Genomic DNA, 11,744 nt, shown 5'->3' with positions numbered 1-11,744 from the left:
GGCCTCAGCGCGCGACGGTGGCGGAAGCGGCGTCGGGTGTGGCGCTTGCCACGGCGGCACCCGCCGGCCTGGCGCCCAGGTCGACCGTGCGCACCTTGTCGCCCACCTTCACGCGCTGCGAGCCTTCCATGAGCACGCGGTCGCCCGCGGCCAGGCCGTCGATCACCTGCCAGCGCGTGCCGATGGCACGGCCGATGCGGATGGGCCGCTTCTGGACCTTGTCTTCTGCGTCGATCACCAGCGTGGAGGCGCTGCCGTCGGGCGCGCGCGTGACGGCCTGCTGCGGCACCAGCAGCGCGGCGTCGTTCACGCCTTCCTGCAGCACGGCGCGCACGTACATGCCGGGCATCAGCAGCTTGTCGGGGTTGGGTACCACGGCGCGCAGCGTGACGCTGCCGGTGCCGGCATCGACCGTCACGCCGCTGAAGGTGAGGCGCCCGGCGTGCGGGTAGGGGCTGCCGTCTTCCAGCAGCAGCTGGATGCGCGCCTCGGCCTCGCTGGCGCGCTGCAGCCGGCCGCTGGCCAGCTCGCGCTTCAGGCGCAGCAGCTCGCTGCTGGACTGCGTGACGTGCACGTGGATCGGGTCGAGCTGCTGCACGGTGGTCATGGCCGCCGCCTGGTTGGCTGTGACCAGCGCGCCCGGCGTGACGGTGGACAGCTCGGCCCAGCCGGTGATGGGCGAGGTGATGCGCGTGTAGCCCAGCTGGATGCGCGCGGTCTGTTCGGCGGCGCGGGCCACGCCGAGGTCGGCCTCGGCCTGCTGCTCGGCGGCCTGGGTCTCGTCGAACACCTGGCGGCTGATGGCGTCGATCCTCACCAGCTCGGCATTGCGCTTGGCCACGGTGCGGGCCGTGGTCAGGGCCGACTCGGCCTTGCGCACGCTGGCCTGCGCGCTGGCATGGGCGGCCTGCAGCGAGGCGGGGTCGAGCTGGTAGAGCACCTGGCCGGCCTTGACCTGCGAGCCTTCGGTGAAGAGCCGCTCCTTGAGGATGCCGCCGACCTGCGGGCGGATCTCGGCGATCACCGGGGCCGCGGTGCGCCCGGGCAGCTCGGTGCTCAGGGCCAGCACCTCGGACTTGAGTGTGACGATGCCGACTTCTTTCGCGGGGGCGTTGGCCGCCTTGGCCGCGCCGGGGGCCTCCACATTGGTGCGCGAGCACCCCGCGAGGGCGGCGGCGATGCACAGGGCCGTGAGGAGCGGGGCGGAGCGGGAGGCAAAGTGGACGGGCATGGACAGGCAGAAGTAACGAAAGCCAAAGATGGAGCGGGCTCGCGCCGTCGAGTTCAATGCCGCGGCGCGGGGGCGGCGAACTTTACAGAGCGGAAACCGTGCCATGTCCCGAGGGGACTGGCGGGTGGCGTCGAGTGTGCGGCCCCACAGTTAAGCGGGTGTGAAGCGGGGCATTGCCCGCATGAAAAACCCGCCTGAAGCGCTCTCTATGGCTTCTTCTTCGCCTGCGCGACCAGGAAATCGACCAGCAGCTGCAGCGGCCCGACCTCGTTGTCGCTGCGGTAGAGGATGCCCAGCGGCGCGATGGGCGCGTTCATGCGCAGCGGCAGCTCGGCCACGGCCACGCGGTCGAGCTGGTCGAGCACCGTGCGCGGCACCGGCACCACCACGTCGGACTGCGAGAGCAGGGCGCGCACCAGCTGCGGCGTGAGCACCTGGATGGCATGCGGGCGCGGCACGATCCGCTCGGCGGCCCAGGCCGCTTCCATCACCTGGCGCACCGCGAAGTGCGCGGGCGGCAGCACCCAGCGCGAATCGGCGAGGTCGCGCAGCCGCAGGCGCTTGCGCTGCACAGCCGGGTGGCCGATGCCGGCGATGACCACCACCTCGTCGCTGCGCAGCGGCACGAAGCGGTGGGCGTCGGGCACGCGCGCCGGCTGGCGCAGCAGCACGGCGTCGAAGGCGCCCGCGCGCAGGCCGATCGTGAGCCGCTCGATGTTGCCTTCCTCGATGAACAGGCGCAGCTTGGGGTGTTGGGCATGCAGCAGGTTCAGCGCGGGCTGCAGCACGCTGGCGATGGCCGCCTCGATGGCGCCGATGCGCAGCGCGCGGGTCTCCTGCGCGGCCAGCGCCGCGAGGCCGTCGCTGGCCACCTGCATGGCGTCGATCACCATGCGCGCGTGCAGCGCCAGCAGGCGCCCGGCCTCGGTGATGCGCATGCCGCGCGCGTGGCGCTCGAACAGCGGGGTGTCGAGCAGGCCCTCGACCTCCTGCAGCATCTGCGTGGCCGCCGGCTGGCTGATGTGGATCGCCTCGGCCGCGCGGCGCAGGTGCGAGTGCGCGGCCAGCGCGTCGATGAGCTTCAGGTGGCGCAGGCGCAGGCGCGCGAGCAGCCGCTCGTGCAGCACGGAGGAGGGCGTAGGTGTGTCGGCAGCCATCGATAGGCAATCATTATCAGTCGATGCAAAAGCGATTGGACGCCAATCGGTGGCCTTCCTACGCTCACGGGGTCGGGCGGCAGACAAGGGCGCATCGGCTGCCGGCCCGACGGGGCCGTGCGGACGAAGGGCTCCCGCCCGGCGGGTCCTTCCCTTTCTTGCTTTTCTGACAACACATCACCATGTCCCACCGATTCCGTCCGGCCGCGCGCCTGTGCCTGCCCATCGTCCTTGCCGTCTCGTCCCTGTGCGCTTCGGCGCAGGAGGCGCCTGCTGTTGCCACATCGCCCGCGCCGGCCGCCGCCGTGCCGCTGTACCCGCTGATCGCCGAGCGCTCCAAGGCCATCGAGCAGAAGGTGATCGACTGGCGCCGCGACATCCACCAGCACCCCGAGCTGGGCAACCAGGAAAAGCGCACCGCCGCGCTGGTCGCGGCCCACCTGAAGGCGCTGGGCTACGAGGTGCGTGAAGGCGTGGCCGTGACCGGCGTGGTCGCCACGCTGCGCGGCGGCAAGCCCGGCCCGGTGGTGGCGCTGCGCGCCGACATGGACGCGCTGCCCGTGAAGGAACAGGTCGACGTGCCCTTCGCCTCCAAGGCGCGTGCCCAGTGGGGCTTTGCCACGGTCGACGTCATGCACGCCTGCGGGCACGACGGCCACGTGGCGATCCTCATGGGCGTGGCCGAGGTGCTGGCCTCGATGAAGGCGCAGCTGCCCGGCACCGTGAAGCTGATCTTCCAGCCGGCCGAAGAGAAGCTGCCCAACGCCGAGATCGGCGGCGCGCGCCGCATGCTGGCCGAAGGCGCCTTCGACGCGCCCAAGCCCGACGCGGTGTTCGGCCTGCACCTGGTCTCGGCGCTGAACACCGGGCAGATCGGCTACAAGAGCGGCCCCATCACCGCGAGCTCGGACACCTTCAAGGTCAGCGTGAAGGGCCGCCAGACGCACGGCTCGCAGCCCTGGAGCGGGGTCGATCCGATCGTGCTGGGCTCGCAGATCGTGCTGGGCTTCCAGACCATCGCGAGCCGCCAGGTCAACGTGACCAAGGAGCCCTCGGTGCTCAGCGTGGGAACCTTCAACGCAGGCACGCGCTACAACATCATTCCCGACAGCGTGGAGATGAGCGGCACGCTGCGCACCTACGACGACGAGATGCGCCAGTTCATCATCAAGCGCATGGGCGAGACCGCCTCGCACATCGCGCAAAGCGGCGGCGGCACGGCCGAGGTCCGCGTCGAGGCCGACGGCTACGCCCCCACCGTGAACGACCCGGCCCTGACCGCGAAGATGGTGCCCAGCCTGCAGCGCGTGCCCGGCGCCACGCCGATCGTGATCCCCAAGGGCACGGGCGGCGAAGACTTCTCGTTCTTCGCGCAGAAGGCGCCCGGCCTGTTCGTGATGATCGGCGCCACGCCGCCCGGCCGCGACGCGAACAAGGCCGAGCCCAACCACTCGCCGCGCTTCTTCGTCGACGAGGCCAGCCTGCTGGTGGGCGTGCGCACGCTGACGCAGCTGACGGTGGACTACATGGCGGGCGCGCAGCGCTGACCTGAGCGAATCGGCTGCTCCAGCGCATCCGAAAGCGGAAACAGGTGCTGCGCGATGAAGTCCACGAACACACGGATCCTGGGCGACAGCTGCCGGCTCGACGGCCACAGCACGTGGAAGATCATGTGTTCGCGGTTGTGGTCGTCCAGCACCGTGACCAGGCGGCCCTGTTCCAATTGCTGGCGCACGGCGATCTCCGGCACGCAGGCAATGCCCAGCCCCTGCTCGGCAAAGCAGACTTGCGGATCGAGCGTGTTGGTCACCATGCTGGCCGGCAGGTCGATGGCGGGCGCGCCGGCCGCAAGGCCCAGCGGCCACACGTCCAGCTTGCCGGTGCTGGGAAAGCGGTAGAGCAGGCAGGCGTGGCTTGCCAGGTCTTGCGGTTCGCGCGGCACGCCGGCCCGGCGAAAGTAGGCCGGCGCACCGACGATCACCTTGCGGCACGAGCCGATGCGGCGCGCCATCAACCGTGAATCGCTGGGCTCGCCGGTGCGGATGACCGCGTCGAAGCCTTCCTCGATGACGTCCACCAGCCGGTCGGCGTAGTCGATGTCCAGTTCGATGTCGGGGTAGAGCCGCTTGAACGCCGCCAGCTTGGGCATGAACAGCGTGCCCACCGACGGCAGGCTGATGCGCAGCTTGCCGCGCGGCGCGCTCTGTGTCTGCAGCAGCTCCGCTTCGGCCGATTCCACCTCGCAAAGGATGCGCCGGCAGCGCTCCAGGAACAGCGCGCCTTCCGGCGTCAGGTGGACGGTGCGCGTGGAGCGATGGAACAGCCGCACGCCCAGCCGTTCTTCGAGCCGCACGATGGCCTTGCTGACGGCCGAGGCCGAGATGCCCAACTGCTGCCCCGCGGCCGTGAAGCTGCGCGTTTCGCCGGCGCGAACGAAGACGTTCAGCGAACCCAGGTTTTCCATGGAGCGACTTTGATTGATGACTGGAGAGTCACATGTATTTGAAACTTTAGCCCATTTTTCATTGATGCATTCCCGCCCACACTGCGGTGAACGCCAACGCGGGCCACCCGGCCAACGCGGGCACAGACGATGGAAAACAACTGAATGACCACCACAACCGCCACCGGGGGCGAGCGCGCTGAACGACTGCCCGTGGCCGCCTTGCTGGCCTTGTCGATGACCGGCTTCCTGGCACTGCTGACGGAAACGATGCCGGCCGGCATGCTCTTGCGCATCAGCCAGGACCTGGGCGTGTCGGAAGCGCTCGCGGGCCAGTTCGTGACCCTCTATGCCATCGGCTCGCTGGTTGCGGCCATCCCGCTGACGGCGGCGACGCTGGGCTGGCGGCGCCGGCCGTTGCTGATCGCGGCGCTGGTTGCCGTGCTGGCCTTCAACACGCTCACGGCGCTGACGTCGAGCTATGCAGTCGCGCTGGTTGCGCGTTTCATGGCCGGCATGGCGGGCGGCTTGATCTGGGGGATGCTGGCGGGCTATGCGCGGCGCATGGTGCCCGAGCACCTCAAGGGGCGCGCGCTGGCAGTGGCCGGGCTGGGGGCACCGCTGGCGTTGTCGCTGGGCGTCCCGCTGGGGACGTTGATGGGCGCCACGCTGGGCTGGCGCACCGCGTTCGGTGGCATGTCGCTGCTCACGCTGGCGGTGATGGCCTGGGTCTTCCTGCAGGTGCCCGACTATCCGGGGCAGTCGGCCGAAAAGCGCGCGCCGGTGCGCCGGATCTTCGTCACGCCCGGCGTGCGACCGGTGCTGGCCGTGCTTGCGCTGTGGGTGCTGGCGCACAGCATTCTCTACACCTACGTGATGCCGTTCCTGGCGCCGGCGGGCCTGTCCGATCGGGTCGATGCGGTGCTGCTGGTCTTCGGCGTGGCGTCGCTGGCGGGCATCTGGATCAGCGGGCTGCTCATCGACCGCATGCTGCGCTCGCTGGTGCTGCTCGCCCTCGCGGGCTTTGCGCTGGCGTCGCTGGCCCTGGGCGTCGCCGGCACGCAGCCGGTGGTGGTCTATGTCGCGGTGGCCGCGTGGGGGCTGACCTTCGGCGGCTCCGGGGCCTTGCTGCAGACCGCGTCGGCCGAAGCAGCCGGCCCCGGCGCGGACGTGGCGCAATCCATCCTCGTCACGGTGTGGAACATCGCCATTGCGGGCGGCGGCATCGTCGGTGGCGTGTTGCTGGAGACATCGAGCGTCGGCGCTTTTCCATGGGCACTGCTGGCGCTGTTGCTCCCCGGCCTTCTGATTGCCTGGGCATCGCGGGCGCACGGGTTTCCCGCGAAGCCGCACCGGTCGTCCAACTGATTTCGAAGGGCGCGGAGCATTTCGCGCGCACGGGTGGGGCCCGCGAGAAAGGCGGGGGCTCGCTCAGAGCCAGTTGCCACCCTGCGGCATCTGGATCTGCTCGGCCGGGTCGCCGCCCGTCACGAACGAGCCGATGACGATGCTCAGCAGCGAGACGAAGATGCTCGCGAACAGCGCGGTCCAGAAGCCCGAGACCTTGAAGCCCTTCACCAGCGCCGCCACCAGCAGGATCATCAGCGCGTTGATGACCAGCAGGAACAGGCCGAAGGTCAGCAGCGTCAGCGGCAGCGTCAGGAAGATCAGCAGCGGCTTGACGATGGCGTTGGCCAGGCCGAGCAGCAGCGCCGACACGATCAGCGCCGAGGTGCTGTCGAACTTGAGTCCCTTGAAGAGGTGGCTGGCGACCCACAGCGAGATGCCGGTGATGGCCCAGTGGACGAGGAAAGGGGTGATGTTGTTCAGCATGGCGTGCGGTGTGTGTCGGCAGCCCGCATGGTAAACGGGGCGTCGCGGCGGACCGCTGCGCGGGGCGGGCGGATTTTCTGCGGTTACTTCCCGAAACGATGGCCGACAGGCCGTTAAGATCGCGAACTTCCGGCGCCTGCGCAGGCGCCTGTCTCCATCTTTCTCTGGTTTGGCCGAATCCACCACGGTCATGCATCCATGGCGAATGCGTCGATCGCAAGCGTGACACCCGCTCCGGCGTCGGCCGACGAGGCCGAGTCGTGGGTGCGCGGGGAACTCATCCGCAGCCTGATGCGCTCGGCGCGCGGCTCCTACCTCGTCTCGGCGGCGCTCATGCCCGCCATGGTCGGCCTGAGCTGGGGCCACGTGCCCCGCTGGGAGCTGCTGACCTGGCTGGCCGCCGGCATCATCGCCACCGCCTGCCGGGCCTGGGGCGCACGCGTGTACGCCGTGCGCTATGCCGGGCGCAGCGCGGTCGCGCAGCAGCAGTTCACCGACCGCTACGGCTTCGTGTGGAGCACCAGCGCGGTGGTCTGGGGCTGCTCGGTGCTGCTGTTCTTCGAGCGCACGCCGCAGGTCAACCAGTTCATGAGCTGGCTCATCGTGGCCGGCGTGGGCACCTTCCCGCTCAACGGGCTGGCGCTGCACCCGCCGCTGCTCAAGCGCTACGTCAACACGCTGTTCATCACCATGCTCGGCGCGGTGCTGGTGCGCCTCGTGGCCGTCACCATGCAGCACCCGCATTTCCAGTACGGCTACCTCATGCCGCTGCTGCCGGCGTTGCACTGGTTCCTGCTGCTGCGCGCCGGCCGCAACATCCATGAGACCGCGCGCAACAGCCTGGAGCTGCTGTTCCACAACCACATCCTGATCAAGTCGCTCACGCAGCAGCGGCAGGCGGCGGTGTCGGCCGTGGCCATGAAGAACCGCTTCCTGGCCAGCGCCGCGCACGACATGCGTCAGCCCGTGCTGGCGCTGTCGCTGTACGCCGACTGGCTGCGCAACGAGCCCGAGCTGGTGCTCGAACTGGCCCCGAAGATCGTGCGCGCCACCCACGCGGTGAACGCGCTGTTCGACTCCATGTTCGACCTGGCGCGCATCGACGCGGGCCAGGTGCGCCTGCACATCGAGCGCGTCGACGTGGCCGAGCTGCTGCACGACCTGGAGCTGCAGTACCGCCCCGTGGCCGAGAGCCGGGGCCTGGACTTCCGGGTGCACGTGACCGAGGGCTCGTTCCTCACCGACCCGATCCGCGTGCGCCGCATGATCGGCAACCTGCTCGCCAATGCCATCAAGTACACGACCGAAGGCGGCGTGCTGCTGGCCGCGCGCCAGACCCGCGAGGGCATGCGCGTGGAGGTCTGGGACACCGGCATCGGCATCGCGCCCGAGCACCTGCGCGACGTGTTCCTGGAGTTCTACAAGGTCGCCGACCACGCCGGCACCTCCGACGGCTTCGGTCTCGGCCTGGCCATCGTGGCGCGGCTGTCGCACGTGCTGGGCCACCCGGTCAGCGTGCGCTCGCGCCTGGGCAGCGGCAGCGTGTTCCGCGTGGCGCTGCACGATGCCGATGAGGCGGTGGCGCAGGCACGGGTGAGTGCGTCGGGCGGCTGAGCGGCGCGCGCGCCGCCCATGAAAAAACCGCGCACGAGGCGCGGTTCCTGATCAAGTCAAGCCAGCTTTTCAGGCTCAGCCAGACAACAATCCATTCGTCCGTGCATAGTGCAGGGCCTGCGTACGGCTCTTCACGCCCAGACGGCGGAACAGGCGCCACAGATGCACCTTCACCGTGTGTTCGCTGATCTCCAGGTCGGTCGCGATGTCGCGGTTGCTCATGCCCTTGTCGAGCATGGCGATCAGCTGGGTCTGGCGCTTGGAGAGCTTGCCGCTGTTGGCGGCCGGCATCTCCTCGGTGTCGTCTTCCGATCCGGCCATCAGCAGGCCGCGCAGGGCGGCTGCCAGCTCGTTGGAGCTGGCCGACTTCTCGATGTAGGTATCAGCGCCAGCCTCGATGCAGGCGTCTTCCATGTCGGCAGCCGGGGCTGCCGAATACACGGCGATCGGCACGTTCGGATAGACCTGCTTGACCGCGATCACGCCCGAGACGCCATTGGTGTCCGGCAGCTTCAGGTCCAGGCAGAAGAGAGTGGGCGCGCCACGCTGCTGGACCGAACTGGCGAGCTTGTCGAGCCGCTCGAGCTCGACGATGTTCTCGGCGGGGCGCAGGCGACGCAGGACCATCACGATCGCGTCGCGCATCAGGGGGTGGTCGTCGATGACATAAATGCTCATGTTTTCTTCCTTTGTGATCGCACCGTCTTCTCTCTTGTCACACCCGCCGGCGGATGGCCCGCGGGTTGTTGCCGGATCAATGTCCCTGGGTGGTGGACGTTGCCTCCGCCAGTGCCTCCAGCGCCTCGGTGGCGGCGCGAGCCTGTTGCGCGTCGACCGGTTCGAGCTGCGCGGCCAATGCCGTGAGCGCCGCGCCGCGTTGCGCCTGCAAGTCGGCGATGGTACGGCCCGCTTCCTGCGGCGACGCGAATCCACGGCTTTGCAAAAGGGTTTCGCCGCGCGCATCGAGCAGCTTGAAATAGAACAGGCCGTCGGCCTTCTCGCGGTATTGCTTGAAGCTGGGCTTCGCCACCTTGGCGGCCTTGGCACCGGCGCCATCGCGGCCCGCCGCGAGGTTGCGCAGGCCGACCGCATGGCGCAGCGAGGTCATGAAGGGGCGCGACAGCTTGCGCGCCTTCTCGGCGCCCAGCAGCAGGATGCGCTCGATCTCGGCCGGGTCGTTCATGAGCGCCTCGTAGCGCGCGCGCAGCGGCGCCACTTCGCGGTCGATGCGCTCGAACAGCACCTGCTTGGCGTCGCCCCAGGCGATGCCGTCGGCGTACGCCTTGCGCAGCGCTTCGGTTTCCTCGGCGCTGGCGAAGGCCTGGTAGATCTGGAACAGGGCCGAGCCCTCGGTGTCCTTGGGCTCGCCGGGCGCGCGCGAGTCGGTGACGATGCTGGCGATCTGCTTTTGCAGCTGCGCGCGCGGCGCGAACAGCGGGATCGTGTTGTTGTAGCTCTTGCTCATCTTGCGGCCATCGAGGCCGGGCAAGGTGGCGACCGCATCGTCGATCTCGGCGTCGGGCAGCGTGAAGTGCTCGCCGTACTGGTGGTTGAAGCGCTGCGCCATGTCGCGCGCCATCTCGATGTGCTGCACCTGGTCGCGGCCCACGGGCACCTTGTGGGCGTTGAACATCAGGATGTCGGCGCCCATCAGCACGGGGTACATGAACAGGCCCGCCGTCACGTCGGCGTCGGGCTCTTCGCCCTTGGCGATGTTCTTGTCGAGCTGGGCCTTGTAGGCGTGGGCGCGGTTGAGCACGCCCTTGCCGGTGACGCAGGTCAGGAACCAGGTGAGCTCGGTGATCTCGGCGATGTCCGACTGGCGATAGAAGGTGACGCGTTCGGGGTCGAGGCCACAGGCCAGCCAGCTGGCGGCGATCTCGAGCGTGGAGCGTTGGATGAGCGCCGGCTCCTGCACCTTGATGAGCGCGTGGTAGTCGGCCAGGAAGAAGTAGCTCTCGACGCCGGCCGCGACGCTCTGGCGCACCGAGTGGCGGATGGAGCCGACGTAGTTGCCGAGGTGGGGCGTGCCCGACGGCGTGATGCCGGTCAGGACGCGCAGGGGAGCTGGAGAAGACGAAGCCATGGGACGAAAGAGAAGACTTAGAGCAGCATTGCCTTGAGCGGCGTGATGAGCAGGTTGACCACGAAGTAGCCGGCATCCATCAGCGGGCGCAGCCAGTAGTTGCTGACGATGCCGGCGAGCACCAGCGCCATCACGATGAAGAAGCCGTAGGGCTCGATGCGCGCCAGGAAATTCTGCGCCGGGCCGCTGGGCAGCAGGCCGGCCAGCACGCGACCGCCGTCGAGCGGGGGCAGCGGGAACAGGTTGAAGGCCCACATCACGAGGTTGACCAGCACGCCGCCCTGGCACATCTTGATGAAAAAGGTTTCACTGACGCCGGCCGCGACGATCACGATGAGCAGCACGGCCCACAGGATGGCCTGGATGAAGTTGGAGGCCGGGCCCGCGAGCGCGACCCACACCATGTCGCGCTTGGGATGGCGCAGGCGGTTGAAGTTGACCGGCACCGGCTTGGCATAGCCGAACAGGAAGGCGCCCGAGGTCGCGAAGTACAGCATCAGGGGCATCAGGATGGTCCCGATGGGGTCGATGTGCTTCATGGGATTGAGCGTCACGCGGCCCATCATGGCGGCGGTGTTGTCCCCGAAGTGGCGTGCCACGTAGCCATGCGCCGCTTCGTGCACGGTGATCGCGAAGATCACCGGCAGTGCGTAAATCAGAACCGTCTGTATCAGATTGGAAATATCCACTGCGCGATTGTGTCAGAGAGGAAAGAGGCGGCCGAGCCGTTCGTCAGAGGCCAAGCACCGCGAGCGCACCGCGGCCCTGGCGCACCACGACCGGGTCGTCGCCCGCGCCCATGGGTGTGAGGTCGACCACGGTGGTCGGCTGCGACGGGCAGGCGCCGGCGTCGATGACGGCGCCGATCTGCTTCTCGAAGCGCTCGCGGATTTCCTGCGCGTCGTTCAGCGCCTCGGTCTCGCCGGGGGCGATGAGGGTGGTGGCCAGCAGCGGCGCGCCGTGCAGTTCCAGCAGCTCCAGCAGCACCTTGTGGTCGGGCACGCGCAGGCCGATGGTCTTGCGCTGCGGATGGCTCACGCGGCGCGGCACTTCCTTGGTGGCTTCGAGCAGGAAGGTGTAGGGCCCGGGCGTGGCGGCCTTGAGCAGGCGGTACTGCTTGTTGTCGACACGCGCGTAGTTGGCCAGCTCGCTCAGGTCGCGGCACAGCAGCGTGAGGTGGTGCTTGTCGTCGACCTGGCGGATGCGGCGCAGCTGGTCGACCGCGTCCTTGTCGTCCAGGTGGCAGGCCAGCGCGTAGCTGGAGTCGGTGGGCACCGCCACGACCTCGCCGCGCGCGAGCAGCGCCACGGCCTGCTTCAGCAGGCGCTGCTGGGGGTTCTCGGGGTGGACTTCGAAGTACTGGGCCATGGTGAATTGCTC

At 68.9% G+C, this 11,744-nt stretch carries 11 protein-coding genes; 3 read left to right on the top strand and 8 right to left on the bottom strand.

What is annotated here, in order from left to right; translation table 11 throughout:
- Positions 1–4 precede the first annotated feature (4 nt).
- Both AC1RAA_RS12990 and AC1RAA_RS12985 read right to left on the bottom strand, forming a co-directional pair.
- The gene (locus tag AC1RAA_RS12990; RefSeq protein WP_492728899.1) at positions 5–1,231 is read right to left on the bottom strand and encodes an efflux RND transporter periplasmic adaptor subunit; all 1,227 of its coding nucleotides are present in this window, start codon (positions 1,229–1,231) and stop codon (positions 5–7) included.
- A gap of 206 nt (positions 1,232–1,437) precedes the next feature.
- A complete protein-coding gene (locus AC1RAA_RS12985) occupies positions 1,438–2,388 on the bottom strand; it encodes a LysR substrate-binding domain-containing protein (protein ID WP_492728901.1) in 951 nt (316 codons plus the stop codon).
- Between the two features lie 182 nt (positions 2,389–2,570).
- Here AC1RAA_RS12985 and AC1RAA_RS12980 point away from each other — a divergent pair, with 182 nt between their 5' ends.
- Entirely contained in the window at positions 2,571–3,935 is a 1,365-nt protein-coding gene (locus AC1RAA_RS12980) for an amidohydrolase (RefSeq protein WP_369631790.1), read from the top strand.
- On the opposite strand, the gene AC1RAA_RS12975 is transcribed toward AC1RAA_RS12980, so the two are convergent.
- Positions 3,911–4,852 (bottom strand): LysR family transcriptional regulator, encoded by a 942-nt coding sequence (locus tag AC1RAA_RS12975; protein WP_095946654.1) that lies wholly within the window; start codon positions 4,850–4,852, stop codon positions 3,911–3,913. The two genes, AC1RAA_RS12980 and AC1RAA_RS12975, sit on opposite strands and share 25 nt — an antisense overlap.
- Positions 4,853–4,996: 144 nt before the next feature.
- Here AC1RAA_RS12975 and AC1RAA_RS12970 point away from each other — a divergent pair, with 144 nt between their 5' ends.
- A complete protein-coding gene (locus tag AC1RAA_RS12970) occupies positions 4,997–6,199 on the top strand; it encodes an MFS transporter (protein ID WP_492728904.1) in 1,203 nt (400 codons plus the stop codon).
- A 63-nt stretch (positions 6,200–6,262) separates the two neighbouring features.
- On the opposite strand, the gene AC1RAA_RS12965 is transcribed toward AC1RAA_RS12970, so the two are convergent.
- Complete coding sequence (locus AC1RAA_RS12965; RefSeq protein WP_062482043.1) at positions 6,263–6,664, bottom strand: phage holin family protein; 402 nt, start codon at positions 6,662–6,664, stop codon at positions 6,263–6,265.
- A gap of 198 nt (positions 6,665–6,862) precedes the next feature.
- On the opposite strand from AC1RAA_RS12965, the gene shkS reads away from it, so the two are divergent.
- Entirely contained in the window at positions 6,863–8,278 is a 1,416-nt protein-coding gene (gene shkS, locus AC1RAA_RS12960) for a surface-behavior sensor histidine kinase ShkS (RefSeq protein ID WP_070061585.1), read from the top strand.
- Between the two features lie 75 nt (positions 8,279–8,353).
- Here shkS and AC1RAA_RS12955 read toward each other — a convergent pair whose 3' ends face one another.
- The 4 genes from AC1RAA_RS12955 to AC1RAA_RS12940 form a co-directional block, all read right to left on the bottom strand.
- Complete coding sequence (locus tag AC1RAA_RS12955) at positions 8,354–8,956, bottom strand: LuxR C-terminal-related transcriptional regulator (RefSeq protein WP_056578680.1); 603 nt, start codon at positions 8,954–8,956, stop codon at positions 8,354–8,356.
- A gap of 76 nt (positions 8,957–9,032) precedes the next feature.
- A complete protein-coding gene (locus AC1RAA_RS12950; RefSeq protein ID WP_095744105.1) occupies positions 9,033–10,364 on the bottom strand; it encodes a tryptophan--tRNA ligase in 1,332 nt (443 codons plus the stop codon).
- Positions 10,365–10,381: 17 nt separating this feature from the next.
- Positions 10,382–11,053, bottom strand: a complete 672-nt coding sequence (locus AC1RAA_RS12945) for a site-2 protease family protein (RefSeq protein ID WP_062482125.1) — start codon at positions 11,051–11,053, stop codon at positions 10,382–10,384.
- Between the two features lie 43 nt (positions 11,054–11,096).
- Positions 11,097–11,732 carry an L-threonylcarbamoyladenylate synthase gene (locus AC1RAA_RS12940; RefSeq protein ID WP_062482128.1) on the bottom strand — a complete coding sequence of 212 codons (636 nt, stop codon included), beginning with the start codon at positions 11,730–11,732 and terminating at the stop codon, positions 11,097–11,099.
- Positions 11,733–11,744 lie beyond the last annotated feature (12 nt).

The sequence above is a fragment of the Variovorax sp. GW823-FHT04F07 genome, assembly GCF_058795995.1.
Note: the sequence above shows the minus strand (reverse complement) of the source record. Positions and strands in the feature narration are given on the sequence as shown.